Below are 25008 nucleotides of genomic sequence, written 5' to 3'. Positions count from 1 at the left end.
GGTCACCCCGCCCGGCGCGCGCCCCTCCGTCATCACGGTCAGCTCGTCGTACAGCGCGGTCAGCGCCGCCGCGGCCTCCCGTGCCGTGACCCGGGCCGCCGCCAGCTCCGGCACCGCCTCGGCCACCGCAGCCGCCAGCTCGGCCATCCGGTCGACCCGGGCGTCGGCCTCGGCCAACGCCTCGTCGTCCACGCCGGTCAACCCGGCCAGCACCTGGTCGACCGCCTCCAGCCGGGCCTCCGCCTGCGCGGCGCGCGCCGTCGCCTTCTTCTGCACGTCCTCGTAGACGCCGAGGCCCAACAGGTTGACCAGGATCTGTTGCCGCGTCGCCGGCTTGGCGTGCAGGAAATCGGCGAACTGCCCCTGTGGCAGCACCACACAGCTGGTGAACTGCTCGTACGGCAGCCCCACCGCCTCCAGCACCGCCTGTTCCATCTCGGCGGGGGTGCCGGCCACCACCTCGCCGAGGTCGTCGGGGCTCAGACCGGTGTCCAGTTTGGTCACGTCGAAGCCGGCCGGCATCAGCTGCAACCCGGCGTTCGCCGTCTTCACGTTGCCCCGGCCGTCCCGGCGGACCACCCGGGTAGCCACGTACCGGGCGCCGCCGGACTCGAAGACCAACCGCACCCGCGCCTCGGTCGCCGACGGCGCGAGCGCGTTCGCCAACCCTCGGGCGCCACCCCAGCGGGGCACCATGCCGTAGAGGGCGAAGCAGATCGCGTCCAGCACTGTGGACTTGCCCGAGCCGGTCGGGCCGATCAGCGCGAAGAAGTCGGCGTCGGTGAAGTCGACTGTGGTCTCGTCCCGGAAGACCGTGAACCCGGCCATGTCCAACCGCATCGGACGCATCAGTGCTCGACCTCCTCGAAAAGCTCGTCGAAGAGCTCCCGGACACCCTCGTCGGCGTGGCCCCGGCTGTCCAGGTAGTCGGCGAACAACTCCCGGGGCGAACGCCCCGATCGCTGGGCGATGCGCGCGCCACTGCCCGGCGCGGCCAGCAGCTCCGGGTCGATCCGGATCTCCAGGGCCCGGGGGAGCAGCTCCTGGACCTCCTCGCGCAGGCCGGCGCGGGGCTGCTCCCGCACGTACACCCGCAGCCACGCGTCCGGTGCCTCGATCTCGGCGAGCTGGGCCAGGGTGCCCCGCACCGTCCGCAACGCGCTCGCCGCCGTCACCGGCACCTCCCGCACCCGGGCGGCGGTGCTGGCCGTCACCTCGACCATCGTCACCGAGGGGACGTTCTCCTGCTCACCGAAGTCGACCGCGAGCGGGCTGCCGCTGTAGCGCACCGGGCAGGGGCCGATGACCCGCTGCGCCCGGTGCAGGTGACCCAGCGCCACGTAGTGCGCGGTGGCCGGGAAGACGGTCGCCGGAACGGCGTAGCCCAACACGGTGTGCGCGTCGCGCTCGCCGCCACCGGTGGCCGCGCCGGTCACCGTCAGGTGCGCGGTGACCAGGTGCACCCGGTCCGGTTCGCTGAAACCCTCGGTCAGTCGCCCCAGCACCCGGCCCAGGTGGTCGGCGTATGTCTGGTTGGTCTCCGCGGCGGTCAGCTCGTACATCTCCAACGCGCGCACCGCGTACCGCTGGGACAGGAACGGCAACGCGGCCAGCCGCCACCGCTCGCCACCGGCGGTGGTGCCGTCGATGACATGCTCGTCCGGGTTTTCCCGTACCCCGCCGCGCAGCGTGATGCCGGCGGCCTCGGCCCACGGGCGCAGCGCGTCCAGCGCGGGGCCGTTGTCGTGGTTGCCGCCGATGGCCACCACGTCCGCGCCGGTCCGCCGCAGCGCCGTCAACGCCCGGGTGACCAGGCGGGTCGCCTCCGAGCTGGGCGCGGCGGTGTCGTAGAGGTCACCGGCGACGATCACCAGATCCGGTTGTTCGGCACGGGCGATCTCGATCACCCCGGCCAGCACGGCCTTGTGCTCGTCGGCCCGGGACTGCCCCTTGAGCACCTTTCCCACGTGCCAGTCGGAGGTGTGCAGGATCTTCATGGCTGTGCTGGCCCCTAGCTAGAACGGGATGTCGTCGTCGGTGCTGCCGCCGCCGGAGCCCACCACGGCGAACGGGTCGGCGGACTGGGTGATCGAGCGCAGCGTCTCCGATGGTGCCCGGCCGGCCTCGGAGACCCGGGTGGCCCAGGCCGGGAACGGGAACTCCAGGCAGAGCGGCACCGGGATGTCCGGCTGGTTGACGAACATGGTGCCCGGCTTGGCCAGCAACGCCCGCTGGCGCTGCGCGGGCGGCAGGAAGCCGTACTCCGGACGGGACGCCTCGGCCGGGTCGAGCCGGCCGACCACCCGGATCGCCGAGTTGGTGACGATCCGTCGCTCCACCTCGCTCGCCGTCTGCTGCGCGCCGATCAGGATCACCCCGAGCGAGCGGCCCCGCTCGGCGATGTCCAGCAGGACCTCCTTGATCGGCGAGGAGCCCTCCCGGGGGGCGTACTTGTTGAGCTCGTCGAGGACGACGAAGAGCAGCGGCTTGGCGGTGCCGGACTTCTCCTTGCGCTCGAACTCGCTCTTGAGCGTCACACCGACCACGAACCGCTGCGCGCGGTCGGGCAGGTTGTGCAGGTCGACCACCGTGACCTGCGCCGACTCGCTCGTGTTGATCGAGTGGGGGCGGCGGGTCGCGAGGTCACCGCGGATCAGCCGGGCGAGGTCCTTCTTGCTGCCGATCAACCGCCGGGCGAACGCGTTGACGGTGCCCAGCCCCACCGCGCTGCCGGCCCAGTCGGAGCGGGTCTCGTCGTCGTTGAGCTGATCGACGATGTGGTCGACCAGGTCGCCGTAGGAGCCGAGCCGAACCCCGTCGATGCTCACCCCGCCGTCGGCGGGCTGGGCGTAGCGGGCCAGGTGCGCGGCCACCGAGTGGACCACCATCGTGTACTGCTGGCGCTCGTCGTCGGCGTCGGCGAAGACGTACGGCAGCAGGCGGTCGGTGCAGAACTCGCTGAGCGTCCAGTAGAACGAATCGACCCCGGTGAGCCGACTGCTCACATCCGGCGTGCCGGCCGCGTCGCCGACCCGGGGCGGGGCGTAGACCCGCACGTCGGGAAAGGCGCCAGCGCTCAACCCGAGCTTCGCGTACGCCGCTCGGGTGGGCTCGTCGAGGCGGGTGTTGGGGTGGTCCAGGAAGAGCAGGTCCTCACCCTTGACGTTGAAGATCAGCGCCTTGGCGTTGACCGCGTCGCCGCCCAGCACGCCGGAGCGGAACACCGAGTAGAGCAGGAAGGTGGCGAAGCTGGTCTTGGTGGCCACCCCGGAGATGCCGGAAATGGAGACGTGCGCGCCCCGGCTGCCGTCGAGGAAGTCGGCGTTGAGGTAGACCGGGACGCCGTCCCGACCCATCCCCATCGGGATGCGCCGTTCCATCCGGTCGAAGTGCAGCGCGCGCGCCCGGGCGTCGCCCTCGGCCCGGTGCACCACCGCGCCCGGGGTCGGCGGCACGTACAGCTCGGGATCGACCCGGGTGGTGGTGATCTCGGCCGCCTCCTGCACCTGGGCGGGCAGCGTGCCGTCGGCGATGGCGAACACGTCGGAGTCGAACTGGGCGCCCTCGTGCCGAGCGCGGACCTGGGTGACCACCCCGGCGATCGTCACCGGCTCCCGGTTTGGCAGCTCGCGTCGGGTGACCACCACGTCGTCGAGCTGGAGATAGCTGCCGGGTGCCACGGCCGTCCAGAACTGCAACGGGGTGGCGTCGGCGGTGCCCAGCACCCGCCCGACCGCCTCGCCCGGGCTGTCGAGGTCGGCGTCGGTCATCGGGCGACTCGGGTCGTTCGGGCAGCACGGTCGGGAACCATGCTGTGCATCCTGCCCGAGGAGTACGACAGGTCGCCACGCGACGCGGCGGACGACACCATGCGCCGTCACACTCACGACGGTGGGTGTGTGACCGGGCGACGGCGGGTCACCGCCGGGCGTGGCGGAGCAGGAGGACACCGTCCTCGGCGGCGAGCACGTGCCGCAGTGCCAGGTGCCGGGGCGGTGCGGCGTCGCCGGCGGTGATCCGGCCGGGGCCGGGTCCGGCCAGCAGCGGCGAGACGGTGAGGCACAGCTCGTCCACCAGGTCGGCGGCGGTGAGCGCGCCGAACAGGTGTGGGCCGCCCTCGCAGAGCAGTTGGGTCAGCCCGCGTCGGTGCAGCTCGGCGAGACCGGCGGCCAGGTCGACCCGCTCGGTGCCGCAGCGCAGCACGTCGGCGACGTCGGTCAGCCCGGGCGGCGGGTCGGCGTCGGCGCGGGTGAGCACCACCGGGCGGGTCGGCGCGTCGGCGAAGGCGGCCTGCGCCGGATCCAGGTCGAGCGAACCGGAGACGACCACAAGCGTCGGGTACTCCGCCAGCCCGTTGGCGCGGCGCCAGGCGCGGCGGCGCTCGTTGAGGCGGACCGCCCGGTACCCCTCGTGGCGCAGCGTGCCGGCGGCCACCACCAGGGCGTCGCAGAGCATCCGCAGCAGGCCGAACACCCGCTTGTCCGGCTCGCCGGAGAGCCCGGCGGAGTAGCCGTCCACGGTGACCGCGCCGTCCAGGCTGGCCACGAAGTTCACCCGCAGTCGGGGTTCGTCGGCGCGGCCGTAGAGGGCGGTCAGCGCGGTGTCGTCGAGCGGCTGCGTCGACGGCTCCGGCCAGAGCCGTCGGATCGGAATTCCGACGGTCATTCGCCGGCCGGACCGGTGACCGGAGGGGTCGGTTCGGCGGTACGGTGCTGACAGTCGCACCAGTTCCGGCCCGGGCAGTCGTCGTGTCGCCGGGCCCGGCACGCTCGGCAGATCATGCTCGCAGCCTAAGCCGCGGGAGGACAGGACAGCATGCCGCGTCAGATCTTCCAGCTGAAGATGTCCCTCGCCGGGACCCGCCCGCCGGTGTGGCGTCGGGTGCTCGTGCCGGCCGGCTACACGCTGGACCGGCTGCACCGGGTGGTGCAGCACGCGATGGGTTGGCGGGACTGCCATCTGCACTCGTTCGAGATCGACGCGATGCAGTACGGCGAACCGGACCCGGACGGGGAGTTGGCGTTGCACGACGAGCTGGACGTGCGGCTCGACGCGGTGCTCGGCAAGGGCAGCCGGTTCTCCTACACCTACGACTTCGGCGACTGGTGGGAGCACGACCTGGTCGTGGAGGACGCGTTGACCGCCGACCCCGACGAGCGGTACCCGGTCTGCCTGGCCGGTGAGCGGGCCTGCCCACCGGAGGGCATCGGCGGGCCGCCGGGTTTCCAGGCACTCCTGGAAGCCCTGGACGACCAGACCGGGACGGTCGACCCCGTCGGCCCCCGCCAGGCGATGCTGCGCGACTGGGCGGGTCCGACCTTCGACCCGTCCCGCTTCGACCCCGGCCGCGCCACCACCCTCCTCCGCCGCTTCAGCTGATCCCCGGGCCGTCCGGACCGGGCCTTGTTGATCAAGAAGTTCGCGTCAGCAGAGCCGCTTTTCCTGACCGAATCCTCTTGATCACCAGGGGTGGGGCCGGGGGTGTGGGTGGGGTGGGCGTTGCGTGAGTGATCAGCGGTAACGATCTGGGAACGCTCCCAACGTCCTATTGACACTCCCGTTACCCGCCGGCAATCTCATGGGAGCGCTCCCGGAGGTGGCATGGGTCACTCACGCATCCCCGGCCTGGCGCGATGAGCACCCCCCACCACACACATCAGCCTCACCACCGGAAAGAGGGGTCAGCGAATGAGTGTCACCACGCGGCGTACCCGCCTGGCGGCCGCTGCCCTGGCCGCGATCACCGCAATCGGCGGTCTCGCGGCCTGCGGCAACGACGACGACAAGCCGGCGGCCGGCGAGAAGCCGGCCAAGCTGGTCGTCGACACCTTCGGCGAGTTCGGCTACGAAGAGCTTGTCAAGCAGTACGAGAAGGACACCGGCATCAAGGTCGAGCTGCGCAAGACCGCGCAGCTCGCCGAGTACCGGCCGAAGCTGGTCCGCTACCTGGCCACCGGCAAGGGCGCGGCGGACGTCACCGCCCTGGAAGAGGGCATCCTCAACGAGTTCAAGCCCAACGCGCGCAACTGGGCCGACCTCAACCCGTTGGTCGCCGACCACTCCAAGGAGTTCCTGCCCTGGAAGTGGGAGCTGGGCAAGGCACCGGACGGCCGGCTGATCGGCCTCCCGACCGACGTCGGCAGCCTCGCCGTCTGCTACCGCAAGGACCTGTTCCAGGCTGCTGGCCTGCCCACCGAGCGCGACCAGGTGTCGGCGCTCTGGCCGGACTGGAAGGGCTTCCACGACGCCGGTCTGAAGTACAAGCAGGGCAGCGGCGGCAAGGCGTTCATCGACTCGATCACCGCCGTCTCCAACGGCGTGATGTTCCAGGGCAACGGTGACCTGTTCTACGACAAGGAAGACAACATCATCGCGGACACCAGCCCCGCGGTGAAGAACGCCTGGGACACCGCCACGTCGATGGCGGACATCTCCGCCAAGGCGCAGACCTGGTCGCCGGAGTGGTCGGGTGGCTTCAAGCAGGGCACCTTCGCGGCCACCTTCTGCCCGTCGTGGATGCTCGGCATCGTCTCGGAGAACTCCGGTGCGGCCAACAAGGGCAAGTGGGACGTCGCGTCCGTGCCGGGCGGCGGCGGTAACTGGGGCGGCTCGTGGCTCGCGGTTCCGGCGCAGAGCAAGTACCCAAAGGAGGCGGCGAAGCTCGCCGAGTACCTGACCAACGCGAAGAGCCAGGTGGAGGCATTCAAGGCCAAGGGCCCGCTGCCCACGAACCTGGAGGCGCTGAAGAACGAGGCGTTCACCGGCTACACCAACGAGTACTTCAGCAACGCGCCGACCGGCAAGATCTTCGGGGAGAGCGTCGCCAAGATCCAGCCGACCCACCTGGGCCCGAAGCACCAGGCGGTCAAGGAGAACGCGCTCGAGCCGGCCCTGCGGGCGTTCGAGAGCGGGCAGGCCGACAAGGCGAAGGCCTGGGAGCAGTTCACGAAGGATGCCAAGACTCAGGGTGCCTTCTGAGTGATTCCCTGCCGGTGGCGTTCGGGGCTTCCCGGACGCCACCGGCCGGTCCCCTCCGCGTAGCGCCCTGCGCGAGGGCCCCCGGGCCTCGCCGGAAAAGGAAATTCGCATGAGCCTGTCGGCCACGACGGCACCGCCGTCGCCAGCAGCACCGCCCTCTCCCGACGTCTCCTCCCGACGTAGCCGGGGAAGATTACTCAACCGTCTCGACGTCAAGTACTCGCCGTACCTCTACATCGCCCCGTTCTTCCTGATCTTCGGCGCGTTCGGGTTGTACCCGATGGTGCGTACCGCCTGGATGTCGCTGCACGACTGGGACATGATCGGCGAGCACTCGTTCATCGGCTTCGACAACTACACCCGGCTGTTCTCCGACGAGTACTTCTGGAACGCGCTGGTCAACACGTTCGGCATCTTCGCCCTGTCGACCATCCCGCAGCTGTTGCTCGCCCTCTTCCTGGCGAACCTGCTCAACCGGACCTTCCTGCGCGCCAAGACCTTCTTCCGGATGGCCATCTTCATGCCGAACGTGGTGTCGGTGGCCGCGGTCGCGATCGTCTTCGGGATGCTGTTCCAGCGGGAGTTCGGCCTGTTCAACTGGCTGCTGAGCCTCGTCGGTGTCGACCCGGTCGACTGGGACGGGCAGCGGTGGAGTTCGTGGTTCGCCATTTCCTCGATGGTCAACTGGCGCTGGACCGGGTACAACACCCTGATCCTGCTCGCCGGCATGCAGGCGATCCCCAAGGATCTCTACGAGGCCGCAGCGATCGACGGCGCCAGCCCGTGGCGGCAGTTCTGGCAGATCACCCTGCCCATGCTCAAGCCCACCTTCATCTTCGTGGTCATCCTGTCCACGATCGGCGGCATGCAGCTCTTCACCGAGCCGCTGCTCTTCGCCAACGGCAACATTCTCGGCGGCAGCCAGCGGGAGTTCCAGACGCTTGCCATGTACATGTACGAGATGGGCATCGTGAACCTGAACTCCGCCGGCTACGGAGCCGCGGTCGCCTGGGCGATCTTCATGATCATCGTCCTGGTGTCGCTGTTCAACTTCCTACTCGTCCGCCGCTCGGCGAAGTGAGGAGAGATCGATGATCTCGGCTTCCCAGCGCCTGTGGCGCACCAGTCCGCTGACCTACGTGGCGCTCGTCCTGGCGGCGCTGCTGTCGATCTACCCGTTCTACTACATGCTGGTGATCGGCACTCGCAGCCTGGACTCCATCAACGAGGTCCCGCCACCGGTAACCCCCGGTGGGGCGTTCGGTGACAACTTCGGGCGGGTGCTCGACAACGACGCCGCCAACTTCCTCACCGGCATGATGAACTCGATCATCGTCTCCTCGGTGGTCACCGTGTCGGTGGTGCTCACCGGTTCACTGGCCGGGTTCGCCTTCGCCAAGCTGAGGTTCCGGGGCAGCAACGCCCTGCTGCTGGCGATCATCGTCACCATGATGATCCCGACGCAGATGGGCCTCATCCCGCTCTGGTCCATGATGCAGGACCTGGGGTGGTACGACACCCTCTACGCGGTCACCGTGCCGTTCCTGGTCAGCGCCTTCGGCGTGTTCATGATGCGGCAGTACGCCAGCCAGGCCATCTCCGACGAGCTGATCGAGGCCGGCCGCGTCGACGGGGCGAGCACGTTCCGGATCTACTGGAGCATCGTGCTGCCCGCGCTGCGTCCCGCCGCCGGCGTGCTCGGTCTGCTGACCTTCATGGAGACCTGGAACTCGTTCATCTGGCCGTACGCCATCCTCACCCCGGAGAACCCGACCCTCCAGGTCTCGCTCTCCTTCCTGTCGTACGCCTACTACACCGACTACTCGCAGGTGTTCGCCGCCACGGCGATCGGCACCATCCCGCTCGTGCTCGTGTTTCTCGTGTTCGGCCGCCAGATCATCGGCGGGATCATGGAAGGTGCCGTCAAGTCGTGAGCAACCCCGCCAGCCCACCCGCCGTCGACGTCCTCGACGAGCGCCCCGGGCTGACCTTTCCACCCGGATTCCTCTGGGGGGCCGCGACGGCGGCGTACCAGATCGAGGGGGCCGCGGCCGTGGACGGTCGCGCCCCGTCGATCTGGGACACCTTCAGCCACACCGACGGTCGAGTCGTCGCCGGGCACACCGGGGACGTGGCGTGCGACCACTACCACCGCCTCGGCGACGACGTCGCGCTGATGGCCGAGCTGGGCCTGAAGTCGTACCGTTTCTCGGTCTCCTGGTCCCGGGTGCAGCCCGCCGGTACCGGCGCGGCCAACCCGCGTGGCCTGGACTTCTACCGGCGACTGGTCGACGAGCTGCTGGGCAACGGCATCGAGCCGTGGCTCACCCTCTACCACTGGGACCTGCCCCAACCGCTGGAAGACGCCGGCGGCTGGCCGGCCCGGGACACCGCGACCCGCTTCGCCGACTACACCGCCCTGGTGGCCGACGCGCTCGGTGACCGGGTGCGCTACTGGACCACCCTGAACGAGCCGTGGTGCTCCGCGTTCCTCGGCTACGGCTCCGGCGTACACGCCCCCGGCCGCACCGACGGAGCGGACGCGGTGCGCGCCGGACACCACCTGATGCTCGGTCACGGCCTGGCCGTGCAGGCACTGCGGGCCGCCCGCCCGGCCGCCGAGGTGGGCGTGACAGTCAACCTCTACCCGGTCGACCCCGCCAGCGACACCCCCGCCGACCGGGACGCCGCCCGGCGGATCGACGGGTTGGCCAACCGGTTCTTCCTGGACCCGCTGCTGCGCGGGTCGTACCCGGAGGACCTGGTGGCCGACCTCAGCACGGTGACCGACTTCGACCACGTGCGCGACGGCGACCTGGCGACCATCTCCACGCCGCTGGACCTGGTCGGGGTCAACTACTACAGCCGGCACGTGGTCGCCGCACCGGTCGAGGGCGTCGAGGCCGACCCGGCCCCGTCGTGCTGGCCGGGCAGCGAGGATGTCCGGTTCGTCACCCGTGGCGTCCCGGTCACCGACATGGGCTGGGAGATCGACGCCCCGGGCCTGGCCGAGACGCTGCGCCGGGTGCACGGCTACACCGACCTGCCCCTGTACGTCACCGAAAACGGTTCCGCGTTCGTCGATTCGGTGGTCGACGGGCAGGTCGACGACGTCGATCGGCTGGCCTACTTCGACGCCCACCTGCGCGCCGCCCACGAGGCGATCGATGCCGGAGTGCCGCTGCGGGGATACTTTGCCTGGTCGTTGATGGATAATTTCGAATGGGCCTGGGGTTACACCAAGCGGTTCGGCATGATCCACGTCGACTATGACAGCCAGGTCCGCACCCCCAAGTCCAGCGCCAAGTGGTACGCCTCGGTGATCCGGCGCAACGGTCTGGCCGCACAATAGGCTCGGGCCAGCCATCAGGACGGCCCCGGCGACCACCTCTGGCAGGTGGCGCCGGGTCCGTCCGCCGTCGGAGGAGCAGACGATGACAACGCAGCGCACCCGGTCGCTCGGGCGCCCGACCCTCGACGCGGTCGCGGCGCGTGCCGGCGTCGGCCGGGGCACGGTCTCCCGCGTGGTCAACGGCTCGCCCCAGGTCAGCCCGGAGGCCCGGGCCGCGGTCCAACAGGCCATCGCCGAGCTGGGGTACGTGCCGAACCGGGCCGCCCGTGCGCTCGTCACCCAGCGGACCGACTCCGTCGCGCTGGTGGTGTCCGAATCCGGCGAGCGGGTCTTCACCGAGCCGTTCTTCGCCGCGATCGTGCGGGGGATCAGCTCCGGCCTGCTGGAGACGCCCATGCAGCTCTGGCTGGCCATGGCGCAGTCGCCGGTGGAGCGGGAACGGGTCGAGCACCACCTCACCAACCAGCACGTCGACGGCGTACTGCTGCTGTCGTTGCACGACTCCGACCCGCTGCCGACGCTGCTGGAGGAGCGCGGCCTACCCGCCGTGCTCGGCGGTCGGCCCGCCCGGATGCTGCAACCCGGCGCACAACCGGCCTGGTTTGTCGACGTGGACAACGTTGGCGGAGCCCGGCAGGCGGTGGAGTACCTGGCGAGGCAGGGGCGGCGACGTATCGCCACCATCGCCGGTCCGCAGGACATGGGTGCCGGCCTGGCCCGGCTGACCGGCTACACCGACGCGGTCAAGGCCACCGGCGCCGGCGTCAACCCCGACCTGATCGCGTACGGCGACTTCAGCGAGGGCAGCGGCGCGGCCGGAATGCGTCGCCTGCTGGACGCCTGCCCGGACCTGGACGCGGTCTTCGTCGCCTCCGACCTCATGGCGTTCGGCGCGCTGCGTACCCTGCGCGAGGCCGGCCGGCGCGTGCCGCAGGACGTCGCGGTGATCGGCTTCGACGACGCGACGATCGCCCGACAGGCGGAACCGCCGCTGACCACTGTCTTCCAGCCGGTGGAGGAGATGGGCCGGCAGATGGCCCACCTTCTGGTGGCCCGGATCCGTGGCGAGGAGCTACCCGCCTCCCACATCCTCCTGGACACCCAGCTGGTCCACCGAGCCTCCGCCTGACCCACCCACCCCAGGAGCCCGCGCGGCGCGTCCCCGCGCGGCGCGTCCCCGCGCGCGGCATGGTTGATCATGGAATTGACCTGGACATTCCCGACATCTCGCCTCGCCAACCTCATGATGAAGAAGGCTGGCGGGCAAGATCGCGCTCGATCCTGGATCGAGTGGCCTCCCGGCGACCGGACACCACTACATCCAGGATCGAGCGCGATCTTGGGGCGTGCGGGGCGTCCGGGGCGGGGCGGGTTGGTGAGTGGGCGGGGTTGTCGCCCGGCGGTCAGGCGGGGGTGGGGGCCCAGCGGCGGAGTTCGCGCTTGGCCAGGGAGTTACGGTGCACCTCGTCGGGGCCGTCGGCGAGGCGCAGGGTGCGGGTTTGCGCCCAGAGGGCGGCCAGTGGGGTGTCCTGGCTGACGCCGGCGCCGCCGTACCCCTGGATCGCCTTGTCGATCACCCACTCCGCCATCGCCGGCGTGCCGATCTTGATGGCTTGGATCTCGGTGTGCGCGCCCTTGTTGCCGACGGTGTCCATCAGCCAGGCCGTCTTGAGCACCAGCAGTCGGGCCTGCTCGATGCGGACCCGGGACTCGGCGATCCACTCCCGGACCACGCCCTGCTCGGCCAGCGGTCGGCCGAAGGCGATCCGTTCGTTGGCGCGGCGGCAGAGCAGCTCCAGTGCCCGTTCGGCCATCCCGATCAAGCGCATGCAGTGGTGGATCCGGCCCGGACCCAGCCGGGCCTGGGCGATGGCGAAGCCGGTGCCCTCGGCGCCGATCAGGTTCTCCGCGGGCACCCGGACGTCGGTGAAGTCGATCTCGGCGTGCCCGCCGTGCGAACCGTCGGTGTAGCCGAAGACGGTCATGCCCCGGCGCACGGTCACCCCGGGGGTGTCCCGGGGGACCAGCACCATGCTCTGCTGGCGGTGCCGGTCGGCGGTGGGGTCGGTCTTGCCCATCACGATGAAGATCTCGCAGCGCGGGTCCATCGCCCCGGACGACCACCACTTCCGCCCGTTGATCACGTACTCGTCGCCGTCGCGGGTGATCCGGGTGGCGATGTTGGTGGCGTCGGAGGATGCGACGTCCGGCTCGGTCATGCAGAACGCCGAGCGGATCTCACCCTCCAGAAGCGGCATCAGCCAGCGCTGCTGCTGCGCCTCCGAGCCGAACTCGGCCAGCAACTCCATGTTGCCGGTGTCGGGCGCCGCGCAGTTGACCGCCTCCGGCGCGAGGTGCGGGCTGCGCCCGGTCAGCTCGGCCAGGGGAGCGTACTGAAGGTTGGTCAGGCCGGCGCCGTAGCGCGGGTCGGGCAGGAAGAGGTTCCACAGGCCGCGCTTGCGGGCCTCCGCCTTCAGCTCGGCCAACACCGGGGTACGCGACCACGGGTCCCCGGCGGCCACCTGCTCGGCGTGCACGGCCTCGGCCGGGTAGACGTGCTCGGTCAGGAACCGGGTCAGCTCGTCGCGCAGCTCCTCGGTCCGGCTGTCGTATGAGAAGTCCATCACCGCTCCCTGGCGGCGGTCAGCCCGTGCGCGACCAGCGGTGCCACCATCTCGCCGATCCGGTCGAAGCCCTCGCCGAGCGTCTGCCCCAGCGTGTGGCGGTAGTGGATGCCCTCGCAGATGACCGCGAGTTTGAAACAGCCCAGTGCCACGTGCCAGTGCAGCGGCCCGACGTCCACGTCGCTGCGTCCGGCGTACCTGTCGATCAGCTCGCTGCCGGTGGGGAAGCCGGCGCGCGGGCCGAGCCCGTCGGCGACGGGGTTGCCCGCGGCGGTGTCGCTGCCGCAGAGCACGTCCCAGTACGTCAGCAGCAGCCCCAGGTCGGCGAGGGGGTCGCCGAGGGTGGCCATCTCCCAGTCGAGCACCGCGTGCACGGCGACCGGGTTGGCCGAGGCGAGGAGGTTGTCCAGTCGGTAGTCGCCGTGCACGATCCGGCCGGCGTTCGCGCCCTCCGGGGCGGTCGCCGCGAGCAGGTCACGCAGCTCGTCGATGCCGGGCAGCGGGCGGCTGCGGGAGCGGTCGAGCTGCCCGGCCCAGCGCCGGACCTGCCGGGCCAGGTAGCCCTCGGGGCGGCCGAAGTCGGCCAACCCGACCGTGGACGGCTCGACAGTGTGCAGCGCGGCGAGCGTGTCCATCATCGCCATGGCGAGGGCCCGGCGGCGCTCGTCGCCCAGCGGGTCGGTCTGCGCGCGGGTGCGGAACACCTCGCCGGGCATCCGCTCCATGAGGTAGAACGGCGCGCCGATCACCTCGGGGTCGGCGCAGAGCAGCAGCGCGCCCGGGACCGGCACCTCGGTCGGTGCCAGCGCCGAGATGACCCGGAACTCGCGGGCCATGTCGTGTGCGGTCGCCAGCACGTGCCCGAGCGGTGGGCGGCGCAGCACGACCTCGCGGTCGCCGATGCGCAGCAGGTAGGTGAGGTTGGACTTGCCGCCCGCGATCAGCTGGGCACGCAGCGGCCCGACGGCCAGCTCGGGTCGGTGCTGCGCCAGGTAGTCGGCGAGCCGGTTCAGGGCCAGCCCCGCCGGGGAGACGGGAACGGCCCCCGGCCGTGACTCATCGACGGCCGGATCGCTCATCCGACTAGTTGATGGCAGCCCGCTCACGTTGTCAAGGTCAGAATTTCCGCTCGGGACATGCCCCTGCAACAGGGACGAAATGGTCAACTACCAGGCTGGGGTCAGCCTGCCGGCCGCTCTTTCGCCGGCCCGCCGAGCGGAGGGACAGACATGTTGCTGCGAGTTCGGGTCACGCTGCCGGACCGTCCGGGCACCCTCGGTCAGGTCGCCCGCACACTGGGCGTCTCCGGGGCGGACATCGTCCAGGTGGTGGTCCTCGAACGGCTCGGCGGGCGCGCGGTCGACGATTTCACTGTCGTCTGGCCGGGCGCGGCGCGGGTGGAGCGGCTGCTGGCTGGCCTCGCGGCGATACCGGGCGTGCGGGTGGACGGTGTGTGGCGGGCGATCGGCGCGCCCACCACCACCGGCCAGGATGCCGAGCTGTTGGCGCAGGTCGCGGCCAACCCGGCCGACGGGTTGGCCACCCTGGTCGACGCGGTGCCCGGGTTGTTGGCCGCCGACTGGGCCGTGGCCGCCGTGGTGCCGGTCGACTGGGCCTCGCGGACCGGCGGTGGCGGGGCGACCGTGGGGCACGCGAGCTGGCGTACTCCGGTACCTCTGAGGCTGCCGGAGGTCACCCCGCTGCGCGGCCGGTCGATGACCACGCCCGACGGCACCCACCACGCGATCGCGCCGTTCGGCCGGGCGGGCCTGGTGCTGGTGGTGGCCCGCGAGCGCAGCGAGACCCTCTCCGCGGCGGCGTTCCACAGCACCGAGGTGGACCGGCTCACCCAGCTCGTCCGCGCCTGCGCGGTGATCCTCGGTGACCGCCTCGACCTCGTCGGCGCGCCGCCGGTGGTCGCCGGCCCCTGAACGGCCCGAGGAGTTCCCGGGCCGACACCGCCGGGCAACCGGGCGGCAACAGGCGCGGGTGAGGCTCTTACCGGGGAAGGGAGCCAACCATGACGTTGTGGCGAATCCGGGCGACGGTGGACGACCGGCCGGGTTACCTGTCGGTGCTCACGGCGAGCCTCGCGCTGCGCGGGGTCAACATCCTCACCGTGCAGGTGCAGCCCACCGAGCAGGGCGCGGTGGACGACTTCCTGGTCGACGCGCCGGACGCGCTCGACGAGGCCGAGCTGATCGCCGCCGTCGAGCGGGGTCGGGGCCGGGACTGTTGGGTGGCGCGCAGCGAGGCGCGTGGTCTGGCCGACCAGCCCACCCGGGTGCTCGGGCTGGCCAACCGGCTGGTGCGTGACCCGGACGCGACGGGTGAGGCGTTGCGGACCCTGCTCGCCGCCGACGTCGTCAGCTGGCGACCGGCGTCGGTGGGCGTCGAGCGGGGGATCACCGGGGCCAGCATGCTTTTGGCCGACCCGGCGGGCGGTTCGTTCGCGCTGCGCCGGGCCGCGCCCGACTTCACCCCGGCGGAGTACGCGCGGGCGCAGGCCCTGGTCGAGCTGGCGGCCACCGTGGCGCGCCGGGCCGCCGAACAGGTCACCCTGGTGCTGTTCGACGGCGCGGAGGTGGCGGTTCGGCCGGCCAGCGCCCACGACCTGTCCGGCGTCGTGGAGCTGCACGAGGCGTGCTCTCCGCGCAGCCGGCAGCGGCGTTATCTGGGCGGGGCGGCGCTGCCGGCGCCGGCCCGCCTGCGTCGGCTGTTGGAGCCGAGCCGAGGGCTGACACTGATCGCCACGACGGCCGGCGGCGACGGCACGGCCGAGTCGGTGGTCGCCATGGCGAACCTGCTCGGCGAGGGTGACGAGGCCGAGGTGGCGCTGCTGGTGCGGGACGACTGGCAGCGACGCGGGCTCGGCTCGGCGTTGCTGCGCCGGCTGGTTCAGCACGCCGACCGGTCCGGGTACGCGGCGCTGGTGCTGCACGTCCAGGCCACGAACGATCCGATGCTGCGTACGCTGCGTCGACTGGACCGGGCCGGCTCGGTCGAGCGCGACGGCGGGCTGCTCACCCTCACCGTCCCGCTCGCTGTGGCCGCCACGGCGGACCGGAAGGGCGCGCTCTCGCCTGGCGCCTGGTGAGGGCCCTGCTCAGGACCGGGGCGGCTCGCGGTGGCCCGACACGCAGAACCGGTTGCCCTCCGGGTCGGCGAGCACCACGTACGGCGGTTCGGTGGGATGTGGATCGGTGGGATAGTGCCGCCAGTCGACGATGCGGGCGCCGAGGGCGAGCAGCCGGTCGATCTCCTCGTCGAGGGGTCTCCCGCCGGCGTCCAGATCGATGTGGAGCCGGGGAAACTCCTGCACCGGGCTCTCGCTGAGGTCCATCGCGAGGGCCACGCCCGGGGCCCCCGGCGGCGGCTCCAGCACGATCCACTCGTCGCCGTCGAATCGGGGCTCCCGGCGGCGGTACCCGAGGGCCGCGGCCCAGAACGCACCCGCCCGCTCGGCGTCGGCCACTCCCAGGGAGAGCTGCTCGATCACTGCCATTGCCCGACGGTACGCGCGGACGGGGCCCCTGTGTGCGCCGAGCGTCCACAAGGGCACTCGCCCGTTGGGTTCGTCAGGTGGTGGGGTAGCTGTTGTAGTCGGGGAAGTTGCCGTAGAGCCGGCTGTCGCCGCCGACGGTGACCGCCTGCACCAGCAGGTCGCCGCCGACGAACGCACCCTTCCAGGAGGCGCCCCGGCCGCCGAACGGTTCGTCCCGGTCACCGCGTGAGCGCGGCTTGTTGATGCCCACCTTGAACGCCTGCAGGTCCACGGCGAGCTTGCCGGCCTCGTCGGTGTCGTCGCAGGCCAGCGAGGCCACCAGCGCGCCGTTGGAGGCGTTCATCGCGGCCAGCAGCTCGTCGGTGGTGTCCACCACGACGATCGTGTCGACCGGCCCGAACGGTTCGGCGTGCATCAGCCGGGACCGCCCGGGCGGGGCGAGCAGCACCGACGGCGCCACGTACGCCGAGGTGTCCTGTCCGGGTAGGAACGGCGCGCCGGTGAGCTTGCCCCGGTGCAGGGGGATCGCGCCGCCGCGGACCGCCTCGTCGACCTTGCGGCGCAGCTCGTCGGCCTTGGCGGCGCTGATCAGCGGGCCGAAGTCCAGCTCGGGCAGCGGGTCGCCGGTGGCCCAGTCGTCGCCGACGGCGAGCGGGTGACCGAAGCGGACCGAGCGGACGACCGGCAGGTACATGTCGAGGAACTCGTCGACCAGGTCGCGCTGCACCACGAACCGGGGGTACGCGGTGCAGCGCTGCTTGCCGTACTCGAAGCCCTTCCTGAGGTGCGTGGCGAGCAGGTCCCACTGGGAGAAGTTCCAGATGCCCCAGGCGTTGAGGCCCTCCTGCTCGATGAAGTGCCGCTTGTCGCTGTCGAGCAGCGCGGCGGCCACCTTGCCGCCGTTGGACCGGCCGCCGACGAACGCCACCGCGCCGATCTCGGGTGCCCGCACCAGCACCTCGGACAGCTCCCCGCCGCTGCCGGAGACGAGCGTGGCGGGCAGCCCGGCCCGGCGCATCAGCGCGTGCGCGACGGTCAGGCACACCGCGCCGCCCTGGGACGGGGTCTTGGCGATGACCGCGTTGCCGGCCAGGAGCTGCACCAGTTCGGCGTGCACCAGCACGCTCATCGGGTAGTTCCACGACGCGATGTTGCTGACCGGCCCGGGCAGTGGTTCGCGGCCGTCGGCGAGCATCCGGTCGATCTCGCCCGCGTACCAGCGGACGCCGTCGAGCGCCCGGTCCACGTCGGCGCAGGCCAGCCGCCACGGCTTGCCGATCTCCCACACCAGCAGCAGGGCGAGCAGGTCGCGGTGGGCGGTGAGCGAGTCCAGCGCGTCGGCGACCCGGGCCTTGCGGTCGGCCAGCGGGGTCCGGGCCCAGGTCCGGTGCGCGGTGGCGGCGTGGGCGACCGCGGCGCGCGCGGTGGGAGCGTCGACCCGGGGCAGGTTGATGAGGACGGTGTTGTCCACCGGGGTGCGGACCGCGACGGGCTGGCCGACCGCCCGCCATTCGCCCTCGACCAGGTTGTGCAGGGTGGTGACGCCGTCGACCTCGGCGCCGAACGCCTCCGGGGTGACGGCCATCGCGCGGGGCAGGATGTCGGTCCAGGCGGTGTCGTCGGCGAGTCGTAGTGCCATCGCTTCTCCTCAGGGTTGACCGGGGAGCGGCGGCGTCGACGGCACCGCTGGTGAGCGGTACTGTCTCGCGCTTGGTAGTGGGTCAGCAACAGTACGTTTGTCTGGTTGGACGCCGTTGGCACCGTTATGCCCGCCAGGCCGCTCGGGTGCCGAGGGTCTGAGCTGCGGATGTAGTACTCGTTATATCGACATCTGCCGATTATGTGATGTCGTCAACTGAGGTTACCCACGAGTACGCCGGGCGCGAGGTGGGACTGACACCCGCGACCGACCGCAGGAGCGAGATCCAGGGTTGGTCGCGGGCGTCCGCCGGTCTAGCTGGTGAAGGTGATGCGGTCGCGGCGTCGGCGCATCATCAGCAGGGCGCCGCCGCCGATCAGGGCGAGACCGGCGAGCGCGGTGCTGGCGGCGGCCGCGCCGGTGATCGGGAGGCTGCCCCCGTTGTCGCCGCCGCCACCACCGCCGCCAGCGCTCCCCGACGTGGAGGGCGATCCGCCCGGCGGCGTCGACTCCGTCGGCGGACCGGAAGGCGTCGGTGAACCGGTGGTCGGCGTGGGCGTCGGTGACCCGGTGCTGCCGGTGCCGGCGCAGGTGTGACTGAGGTTGAACTTGTCGCCCTCGCCGCTGACCTGGGCACTGCCGCCGGTCAGCGTCCATCCGGTCGGGGTGAAGAGGTAGGCGTGCTTGACCTGCTTGTCCCCGTTGCCGTTGGCGGACAGGAAGTCGGTGTAGGGGTCCGTGGGGTCCGGCACGGTCACCCGCACCGACGCGCCCCCGGTGTCCGTGAAGGTCAGGGTCAGGCTCCGGAAGTCGCCGGCCTTGTTGGTGGGCAGCACGAAGTGCCAACCGTCCTGGTTGGCGGGTCGGGTGCCGAACTTGGGGTCCTTGCACTCCTGCTGGAACTTCCCCGCCGTCGCCCCGACGTGGGCCGGGTTGAGGGGGACGGTGCTCAGCGCCCAGGCCGGGGAGGTGATGGCGAGTGCGGCCGTGGTGGCGGCCGTGCAGATGGCCGCGCGCGTCAGGCGCCGACGCAGTGGCATGAGGATTCCTCCGGTATGGGGGTCGAGGGGGCGGCCCATGATCCATCCGCAGGGGTCGTCAGCGGCATCGGCCAACCGGGCTGAGCGGGGGCGACGTCCTGGACGGAAGTGGCTACCGGGTCGACTTTCCCGGCTGCCGTGCGTGTGTCGTGGTAACGCGTACGAGCCTTGCGGCGCTGTCCGCGCTTGCGGGCTTCCCAACCGGCGGCCGGCCCATTACATTGTCGGTTATCCATGGGAGCGCTTCCACGGCCTGTGGTCACACCGCCACCCCGCTGTCGCCGGTGGCCGTGCCGCCCGTACGCCGTCCCGCGTCGGTGCGACCGCCGGCGGCGCCTCCGACAGGAGCCCGCCATGCGCCACCTGACCCGGCCGTCCAGCGGCCAACCCGGTCGGTCACCGGTCGCCGACCAGCCCTGGCCGCGGCGGCTGCTGGCCGCCGGCGTCGCCCTGCTCACCGGGCTGTCCCTCGTGGCAGCCGGGCCGACGACGTCGCCCGCCGCCGCCGCACCCGCGGCGACGTACAACTACGCCGAGGCGTTGCAGAAGTCGCTGCTCTTCTACGAGGCGCAGCAGTCCGGTCGACTGCCCGACTGGAACCGGGTCTCCTGGCGCGGCGACAGCGCGCTCACCGACGGCGCCAGCGCGGGGGTGGACCTCACCGGCGGCTGGTACGACGCCGGCGACCACGTCAAGTTCGGCTTCCCGATGGCGTTCAGCGCCACCATGCTCGCCTGGGGGGCGGTCGAGTACCGCAGCGGCTACACCGCCTCCGGGCAACTGCCGCACCTGCTCAACAACCTGCGCTTCGTCAACGACTACTTCATCAAGGCGCACCCGTCGGCCAACGTCCTCTACGGACAGGTCGGCAAGGGCGACGACGATCACAAGTGGTGGGGTCCGGCCGAGGTGATGCCGATGGCGCGGCCCGCGTACAAGATCGATGCGAGCTGTGGCGGCGCGGACCTGGCGGGGGAGACGGCGGCCGCGATGGCCGCCTCCTCGATGGTGTTCCGGCCCACCGACGCGACCTACGCCGACCGGCTGCTCGGGCACGCCCGGCAGCTCTACACCTTCGCCGACACGGTGCGGAAGTCCTACCACGAGTGCATCACCGACGCCACGAGCTTCTACCGTTCGTGGAGCGGCTGGCAGGACGAGCTGGTCTGGGCCGCGATCTGGCTGCACCGGGCCACCGGCGAGGCCAACTACCTGGCCAAGGCCGAGAGCGAGTACGACAAGCTCGGCACCGAGAACCAGTCCACCACCCGCTCCTACAAGTGGACCATCGCCTGGGACAACAAGCAGTTCGGCGCGTACGTGCTGCTGGCCAACCTGACCGGCAAGCAGAAGTACGTCGACGACGCCAACCGGTGGCTGGACTACTGGACCGTCGGGGTGAACGGGCAGCGGGTGCCGTACTCGCCGGGCGGGATGGCGGTGCTCGACTCCTGGGGCGCGTTGCGCTACGCCGCGAACACCTCCTTCGCCGCGCTGGTCTACAGCGACAAGACCACCGACACCACCCGCAAGGCGCGCTACCACGACTTCGCGGTCCGGCAGATCAACTACGCGCTCGGCGACAACCCCCGCAACTCCAGCTACGTCATCGGGTTCGGCGCCAACTCGCCGAAGAACCCGCACCATCGCACCGCACACGGCTCCTGGTGGGACAGCCAGACCGTGCCCGTCGAGACCCGGCACACCCTCTACGGCGCGCTGGTCGGTGGCCCGTCCTCGGCCAACGACGCGTACAGCGACAGCCGGTCGGACTACGTGATGAACGAGGTCGCCACCGACTACAACGCCGGCTTCACGTCCGCGCTGGTCCGGCTGACCTCCGAGTACGGCGGCACGCCGCTGGCGAACTTCCCGGTCGCCGAGACGCCGGACATCGACGAGCTGACCGTGGAGACCACCGTGACGCAGGCCGAACCTCGGGCCACCGGGCTCAAGGTGATGGTCTACAACAAGTCCGCGTTCCCGGCCCGGGCGCTGACCGACGGCCGGTTCCGGTACTACTTCCGGCCCGACGGCACCGGCCCGGTGCAGGTCACAGCCGGCTACACCCAGGGTTGCCCGTCCCCGACCACGGCCAAGCAGTTCAGCGGCGACATCTGGTACGTCGAGGTGGACTGCGCCGGGTACACCATCGCCCCGGCGGGTCAGTCGCAGCACCGGATGGAGGTCCAGTTCAAGGTCGGTGTGCCGGAGGGTGGCACCTGGGACCCGACCAACGACCCGTCGTACCAGGCCACCGCCGGGCCCAACCGGAAGGTGCCGCTCTACTCCGGGGCCACCCGGGTCTGGGGCGACGAGCCGGGCCCGGTCGTGCCGGACACCACCAAGCCGACCGTCCCGGGCACCCCGGTGGCGTCCAACCTCGGCCCCCGCACGGTCACCCTGACCTGGGCGCCGTCCACGGACAGCGGCGGCAGCGGCCTCGCCGGGTACGACGTCCGCGAGTTCATGGTCGGTAACGACGTGGTGGCGACCCGGCGGGTCACCGAGAACTCGATCACCATCACCACGTTGCTGCCGGAGCGGACGTTCGAGTACACCATCGTGGCGCGCGACGGCGCGGGCAACGAGTCGGCTGCCTCGCCGAAGCTCAGTGTGACCACGCCACCGGCCGGCACCGTCGACACCACCGCGCCGAGCACGCCCGGCACGCCGGTCGCCTCGGCCGTCACCGCCACCGGGCTCACCCTGGCCTGGACCCCGTCGACCGACAACGTGGGCGTCACCAGCTACCGGGTCTATCGCGAGGCAGGCGCCACCGACGTGCTGGTCGGCTCGCCGACCGGCACCACGCAGGCGGTGTCCGGGTTGACCGCCTCGACGGCGTACCAGTTCTACGTGGTGGCCGTGGACGCGGCCGGCAACACCTCCGCGGCGTCCACGCCGGTCGCGGTGACCACCGCGGCCCCGCCGGTCGGCGGCACCTGCACGGTGGGGTACGCCACCACCGACTGGGGCACCGGCTTCACCGCCAACGTGTCGATCACCAACACCGGCACCACCGCGATCAACGGCTGGGCCCTGCGGTTCGGCTTCTCCGGCGGGCAGAGCGTCGGCCAGGGCTGGTCGGCGGCGGTCAGCCAGAGCGGCGCGGCGGTGACCGCCACGAACCTGTCCTACAACGGCACGATCGCGCCCGGCGCGTCGGTGAGCTTCGGCTTCAACGGCACGTACAGCGGCGCCAACCCGAAACCGACCGCCTTCACCGTCAACAACACCCCCTGCGCCATCGCCTGACCGGCACCGCGACGAGATCTTGGACAGTTACCGTTCCGCGCGAACGGTAACTGTCCAGATCTGCCGCGACACCGCTGACCCCGGCGGCTCGGCGTCAGCCGGTGAGGTCGTCGGCGAGCAGGTCCATCAGCAGGCCGTCGTGCCAGCGCCCGTCCGCGCCCCGCTCGTAGCGGCGCAGCACCCCGACCGGGCGGAAACCAACCTTCGCGTACGCCCGGATGGCGGCGCTGTTCGCCGCGGCCGGGTCGATGGTGAAGCGGTGGTGGCCGTACTCGTCGATCAGGTGTCGGGCCAGGGTGCGGATGGCGTCACCGCCGAGGCCGGCGCCGCGCTCAGCCGGGTCGAGGAAGACGTCCAGGCTGGCGTGCCGGTAGTCGGGGTCCGCCTCGGCGTACCACTGGATCGCGCCGATCACCCGGCCGTCGTGCTCGATCGCGTACACGTGCAGGTCGTCGTCGGCGAGGTCGGCGCGGACGGAGTCGGTCAGGTCGTCGCCGCCCCGCCACCACCGGCGTACCTCCGGGTCGGCCCGGATCGCCGCGAGGGCCGGCACGTCCGCGACTGTCGCCGGTCGTAGTGTCACCGCCCGCCCCCGCAGCATCGACTTAGCCCCGGATCTCGCCGTGCTCGACGCAGACCGCCGACCAGCCCACCGGCAGCACCTGCACCTTCATCCGACGTCGGCAGCGGGGGCAGAACCGGGGCGGCTCCAACTGGCGGGCCGACGCGCAGGCCGGGTGGGCGGTGGCCGTCGCCGACTCACCGCACCGGTCGCACCACGGCCCCGTCGTCGTCATGGTCGTCACAGCGTGGCGGAGAGAGCCTTGACCGGCATCTTCAGCTCGTTCAACAGCTCCAGGTCGGCGGTCGCCGGTCGACCGAGCGTGGTCAGGTAGTTGCCGACGATCACCGCGTTGATGCCGCCGAGCAGACCATCGCGGGTGCCGAGGTCGCCGAGGGTGATCTCGCGACCACCGGCGTACCGCAGGATGGTGCGCGGCATGGCCAGCCGGAACGCGGCGATGGCGCGCAGCGCGTCCTTGCCCTCCACCACCGGGCGGTCACCGAGCGGGGTGCCGGGCCGCGGGTTGAGGAAGTTGAGCGGCACCTCGTGCGGGTTCAGCTCGGCGAGCTGCGCGGCGAACTCGGCCCGCTGCTCGACGGTCTCACCGAGGCCGAGGATGCCGCCGCAGCACACCTCCATGCCGGAGTCGCGAACCATCCGCAGCGTCTCCCAGCGCTCCTCCCACGAGTGGGTGGTGACCACGTTGGGGAAGTACGACCGGCAGGTCTCCAGATTGTGGTTGTAGCGGTGCACGCCCATGTCGACCAGGTCGTCGACCTGCTCCTTGCTGAGCATGCCCAGCGACGCGGCGACCTGGATGTCGACCTCCGCCTTGATGGCGGCGACGCCCTCGCGCATCTGCTTCATCAGCCGGGCGTCCGGGCCGCGGACCGCGGCGACGATGCAGAACTCGGTCGCCCCGGTCGCGGCGGTCTGCTTCGCCGCCTCGACCAGCGACGGGATGTCCAGCCAGACCGAGCGAACCGGCGAGGTGAACAGGCCCGACTGCGAGCAGAAATGGCAGTCCTCCGGACAGCCGCCGGTCTTGAGCGAGACGATCCCCTCGACCTCGACCTCCGGGCCGCACCAGCGCATCCGCACGTCGTGAGCGAGCTGGAGGGCGGCGGGCAGGTGCTCGTCGGGCAGGTTCAGCACGGCGAGGATGCCGGCCTGATCGAGGCCGACACCGTCACCCAGGACCTGGGTCCGGGCCTGGTCGAGGATCTCTGGCATGGCTCGTACCCTACAAGGCCGCCCGATCAGCCGGAATGACCTGGCGGCCCGGTGGTGCCTGGCACCGAGTGGAATCGTCGGGCCGGTGGCGGCGGGTGGTAATTTCGCCCGGCGGGTGTCGGGCTGACCGGCACGCACAGCGGGGGAGGGTGACGGTGGCGGACTGGCTGGCGGCGCTCGACCGCCGCGCGCAGCTGCGGGCCAAGGCCGGGCTCACCCGGCGACTGCATCCGCGTCCGGCCGACGATCGGATGACCGATCTGGCCGGCAACGACTACCTCGGCCTGGCCACCCACCCGGAGGTCACCGCCGCGGCCACGGCGGCCCTTTCGGCGTACGGGCTGGGGGCGACCGGGTCGCGCCTGGTCCGGGGCTCCACCGACGCGCACCGGGCGCTGGAGGAGGACCTGGCCCGCTGGCTGGGCACCGACGGCGCCCTGGTCTTCTCCTCCGGCTACCTGGCCAACCTCGGCGCGCTGCGGGCGCTGGTCCAACCCCGGACGCTGCTCGTCTCCGACGCGCACAACCACGCGTCGCTCATCGACGGCTGCCGCCTCTCCGGTGCGGAGACGGTGGTCACCCCGCACGCCGACGTGGACGCGGTCGCCGCCGCGCTCGCGGCGGCTCCGGGCCGTCCGGCGGTGGTGGTCACCGAGTCGGTGTTCTCGGTCGACGGTGACCTCGCCCCGCTGGCTCGGCTGCACGCCGTGGCCCGCCGCCACGGCGCGCTGCTGCTTGTCGACGACGCGCACGCGCTCGTCCTGACCGGCCAGATCGGAAGAACGTGGGTTTGGGAAAGAGTGGAGATCTGAGG

21 protein-coding genes and 1 pseudogene are annotated in these 25008 nt (G+C 71.4%); 10 read left to right on the top strand and 12 right to left on the bottom strand.

All coding sequences use genetic code 11. The features are described from left to right. From PSH25_RS29435 to PSH25_RS29420, 4 genes are all read right to left on the bottom strand, one after another. A partial coding sequence (locus PSH25_RS29435; protein ID WP_238662114.1) for an AAA family ATPase occupies window positions 1-849 on the bottom strand: 849 nt, incomplete at its 3' end. Beyond that, window positions 849-1997, bottom strand: coding sequence for an exonuclease SbcCD subunit D (locus tag PSH25_RS29430; RefSeq protein ID WP_238662113.1), 1149 nt, complete (start codon window positions 1995-1997; stop codon window positions 849-851). The genes PSH25_RS29435 and PSH25_RS29430, both read right to left, overlap by 1 nt. 18 nt (window positions 1998-2015) lie before the next feature. Beyond that, window positions 2016-3770: an ATP-binding protein gene (locus PSH25_RS29425; RefSeq protein WP_210816092.1), complete on the bottom strand. Its 1755-nt coding sequence runs from the start codon at window positions 3768-3770 to the stop codon at window positions 2016-2018. A gap of 148 nt (window positions 3771-3918) precedes the next feature. Beyond that, window positions 3919-4665, bottom strand: coding sequence for a pyrimidine reductase family protein (locus tag PSH25_RS29420; protein WP_238662112.1), 747 nt, complete (start codon window positions 4663-4665; stop codon window positions 3919-3921). A gap of 150 nt (window positions 4666-4815) precedes the next feature. On the opposite strand from PSH25_RS29420, the gene PSH25_RS29415 reads away from it, so the two are divergent. From PSH25_RS29415 to PSH25_RS29390, 6 genes are all read left to right on the top strand, one after another. Beyond that, on the top strand, window positions 4816-5379 hold the full coding sequence (locus PSH25_RS29415; RefSeq protein WP_238662111.1) for a plasmid pRiA4b ORF-3 family protein: 564 nt from the start codon (window positions 4816-4818) through the stop codon (window positions 5377-5379). Between the two features lie 309 nt (window positions 5380-5688). Continuing rightward, on the top strand, window positions 5689-6978 hold the full coding sequence (locus PSH25_RS29410; protein ID WP_238662110.1) for an ABC transporter substrate-binding protein: 1290 nt from the start codon (window positions 5689-5691) through the stop codon (window positions 6976-6978). Between the two features lie 109 nt (window positions 6979-7087). Further along, the gene (locus PSH25_RS29405) at window positions 7088-8059 is read left to right on the top strand and encodes a carbohydrate ABC transporter permease (protein ID WP_238662109.1); all 972 of its coding nucleotides are present in this window, start codon (window positions 7088-7090) and stop codon (window positions 8057-8059) included. Between the two features lie 10 nt (window positions 8060-8069). Beyond that, window positions 8070-8912, top strand: coding sequence for a carbohydrate ABC transporter permease (locus PSH25_RS29400; protein WP_238662108.1), 843 nt, complete (start codon window positions 8070-8072; stop codon window positions 8910-8912). Further along, window positions 8909-10330, top strand: a complete 1422-nt coding sequence (locus PSH25_RS29395; protein ID WP_238662107.1) for a GH1 family beta-glucosidase — start codon at window positions 8909-8911, stop codon at window positions 10328-10330. The genes PSH25_RS29400 and PSH25_RS29395 overlap by 4 nt, the downstream gene beginning before the upstream one ends. 82 nt (window positions 10331-10412) lie before the next feature. Beyond that, window positions 10413-11459: a LacI family DNA-binding transcriptional regulator gene (locus PSH25_RS29390; protein ID WP_238662106.1), complete on the top strand. Its 1047-nt coding sequence runs from the start codon at window positions 10413-10415 to the stop codon at window positions 11457-11459. Window positions 11460-11733: 274 nt separating this feature from the next. On the opposite strand, the gene PSH25_RS29385 is transcribed toward PSH25_RS29390, so the two are convergent. Beyond that, a complete protein-coding gene (locus tag PSH25_RS29385; protein WP_238662105.1) occupies window positions 11734-12954 on the bottom strand; it encodes an acyl-CoA dehydrogenase family protein in 1221 nt (406 codons plus the stop codon). Further along, on the bottom strand, window positions 12954-14033 hold the full coding sequence (locus PSH25_RS29380) for a phosphotransferase family protein (RefSeq protein ID WP_238662104.1): 1080 nt from the start codon (window positions 14031-14033) through the stop codon (window positions 12954-12956). The genes PSH25_RS29385 and PSH25_RS29380 overlap by 1 nt, the downstream gene beginning before the upstream one ends. A 150-nt stretch (window positions 14034-14183) precedes the next feature. On the opposite strand from PSH25_RS29380, the gene PSH25_RS29375 reads away from it, so the two are divergent. Together PSH25_RS29375 and PSH25_RS29370 are read left to right on the top strand one after the other, a co-directional pair. Next, window positions 14184-14885: an ACT domain-containing protein gene (locus PSH25_RS29375; protein ID WP_238662103.1), complete on the top strand. Its 702-nt coding sequence runs from the start codon at window positions 14184-14186 to the stop codon at window positions 14883-14885. 89 nt (window positions 14886-14974) lie between these two features. Continuing rightward, entirely contained in the window at window positions 14975-16051 is a 1077-nt protein-coding gene (locus PSH25_RS29370; RefSeq protein ID WP_238662102.1) for a GNAT family N-acetyltransferase, read from the top strand. 9 nt (window positions 16052-16060) lie between these two features. Here PSH25_RS29370 and PSH25_RS29365 read toward each other — a convergent pair whose 3' ends face one another. The 3 genes from PSH25_RS29365 to PSH25_RS29355 form a co-directional block, all read right to left on the bottom strand. Continuing rightward, the gene (locus tag PSH25_RS29365) at window positions 16061-16459 is read right to left on the bottom strand and encodes a VOC family protein (RefSeq protein ID WP_238662101.1); all 399 of its coding nucleotides are present in this window, start codon (window positions 16457-16459) and stop codon (window positions 16061-16063) included. 73 nt (window positions 16460-16532) lie between these two features. Beyond that, complete coding sequence (locus PSH25_RS29360; protein WP_238662100.1) at window positions 16533-18098, bottom strand: aldehyde dehydrogenase family protein; 1566 nt, start codon at window positions 18096-18098, stop codon at window positions 16533-16535. Window positions 18099-18412: 314 nt separating this feature from the next. Next, entirely contained in the window at window positions 18413-19138 is a 726-nt protein-coding gene (locus PSH25_RS29355) for an LPXTG cell wall anchor domain-containing protein (RefSeq protein WP_238662099.1), read from the bottom strand. A 354-nt stretch (window positions 19139-19492) separates the two neighbouring features. On the opposite strand from PSH25_RS29355, the gene PSH25_RS29350 reads away from it, so the two are divergent. Beyond that, window positions 19493-22396, top strand: coding sequence for a glycoside hydrolase family 9 protein (locus PSH25_RS29350; protein ID WP_238662098.1), 2904 nt, complete (start codon window positions 19493-19495; stop codon window positions 22394-22396). Window positions 22397-22490: 94 nt separating this feature from the next. Here PSH25_RS29350 and PSH25_RS29345 read toward each other — a convergent pair whose 3' ends face one another. The 3 genes from PSH25_RS29345 to bioB are packed head-to-tail and all read right to left on the bottom strand — an operon-like array spanning window position 22491 to window position 24194. Next, entirely contained in the window at window positions 22491-22997 is a 507-nt protein-coding gene (locus PSH25_RS29345; RefSeq protein WP_238662097.1) for a GNAT family N-acetyltransferase, read from the bottom strand. Between the two features lie 4 nt (window positions 22998-23001). Then, a complete protein-coding gene (gene bsaP, locus PSH25_RS29340; RefSeq protein ID WP_238662096.1) occupies window positions 23002-23193 on the bottom strand; it encodes a biotin synthase auxiliary protein BsaP in 192 nt (63 codons plus the stop codon). Window positions 23194-23198: 5 nt separating this feature from the next. Further along, window positions 23199-24194, bottom strand: a complete 996-nt coding sequence (gene bioB, locus PSH25_RS29335) for a biotin synthase BioB (RefSeq protein ID WP_238662095.1) — start codon at window positions 24192-24194, stop codon at window positions 23199-23201. A gap of 155 nt (window positions 24195-24349) precedes the next feature. On the opposite strand from bioB, the pseudogene PSH25_RS29330 reads away from it, so the two are divergent. Beyond that, window positions 24350-24973, top strand: a pseudogene (locus PSH25_RS29330) (aminotransferase class I/II-fold pyridoxal phosphate-dependent enzyme); the annotation flags it as partial. Between the last annotated feature and the right edge of the window lie 35 nt (window positions 24974-25008).

This window comes from Micromonospora foliorum, assembly GCF_022229015.1.
Classification (GTDB): domain Bacteria; phylum Actinomycetota; class Actinomycetes; order Mycobacteriales; family Micromonosporaceae; genus Micromonospora; species Micromonospora foliorum.
This window is presented reverse-complemented; position numbering and strand designations above follow the sequence as displayed.

What these genes read in the sequence shown, in the direction of transcription:
- PSH25_RS29430 (WP_238662113.1), bottom strand. Translation starts at nt 1,997, where the DNA reads ATGAAGATCCTGCACACCTCCGACTGGCACGTGGGAAAGGTGCTCAAG.
- PSH25_RS29425 (WP_210816092.1), bottom strand. Translation starts at nt 3,770, where the DNA reads ATGACCGACGCCGACCTCGACAGCCCGGGCGAGGCGGTCGGGCGGGTG.
- PSH25_RS29420 (WP_238662112.1), bottom strand. Translation starts at nt 4,665, where the DNA reads ATGACCGTCGGAATTCCGATCCGACGGCTCTGGCCGGAGCCGTCGACG.
- PSH25_RS29415 (WP_238662111.1), top strand. Translation starts at nt 4,816, where the DNA reads ATGCCGCGTCAGATCTTCCAGCTGAAGATGTCCCTCGCCGGGACCCGC.
- PSH25_RS29410 (WP_238662110.1), top strand. Translation starts at nt 5,689, where the DNA reads ATGAGTGTCACCACGCGGCGTACCCGCCTGGCGGCCGCTGCCCTGGCC.
- PSH25_RS29405 (WP_238662109.1), top strand. Translation starts at nt 7,088, where the DNA reads ATGAGCCTGTCGGCCACGACGGCACCGCCGTCGCCAGCAGCACCGCCC.
- PSH25_RS29400 (WP_238662108.1), top strand. Translation starts at nt 8,070, where the DNA reads ATGATCTCGGCTTCCCAGCGCCTGTGGCGCACCAGTCCGCTGACCTAC.
- PSH25_RS29390 (WP_238662106.1), top strand. Translation starts at nt 10,413, where the DNA reads ATGACAACGCAGCGCACCCGGTCGCTCGGGCGCCCGACCCTCGACGCG.
- PSH25_RS29385 (WP_238662105.1), bottom strand. Translation starts at nt 12,954, where the DNA reads ATGGACTTCTCATACGACAGCCGGACCGAGGAGCTGCGCGACGAGCTG.
- PSH25_RS29380 (WP_238662104.1), bottom strand. Translation starts at nt 14,033, where the DNA reads ATGAGCGATCCGGCCGTCGATGAGTCACGGCCGGGGGCCGTTCCCGTC.
- PSH25_RS29375 (WP_238662103.1), top strand. Translation starts at nt 14,184, where the DNA reads ATGTTGCTGCGAGTTCGGGTCACGCTGCCGGACCGTCCGGGCACCCTC.
- PSH25_RS29370 (WP_238662102.1), top strand. Translation starts at nt 14,975, where the DNA reads ATGACGTTGTGGCGAATCCGGGCGACGGTGGACGACCGGCCGGGTTAC.
- PSH25_RS29365 (WP_238662101.1), bottom strand. Translation starts at nt 16,459, where the DNA reads ATGGCAGTGATCGAGCAGCTCTCCCTGGGAGTGGCCGACGCCGAGCGG.
- PSH25_RS29360 (WP_238662100.1), bottom strand. Translation starts at nt 18,098, where the DNA reads ATGGCACTACGACTCGCCGACGACACCGCCTGGACCGACATCCTGCCC.
- PSH25_RS29355 (WP_238662099.1), bottom strand. Translation starts at nt 19,138, where the DNA reads ATGCCACTGCGTCGGCGCCTGACGCGCGCGGCCATCTGCACGGCCGCC.
- PSH25_RS29350 (WP_238662098.1), top strand. Translation starts at nt 19,493, where the DNA reads ATGCGCCACCTGACCCGGCCGTCCAGCGGCCAACCCGGTCGGTCACCG.
- PSH25_RS29345 (WP_238662097.1), bottom strand. Translation starts at nt 22,997, where the DNA reads ATGCTGCGGGGGCGGGCGGTGACACTACGACCGGCGACAGTCGCGGAC.
- bsaP (WP_238662096.1), bottom strand. Translation starts at nt 23,193, where the DNA reads ATGACGACGACGGGGCCGTGGTGCGACCGGTGCGGTGAGTCGGCGACG.
- bioB (WP_238662095.1), bottom strand. Translation starts at nt 24,194, where the DNA reads ATGCCAGAGATCCTCGACCAGGCCCGGACCCAGGTCCTGGGTGACGGT.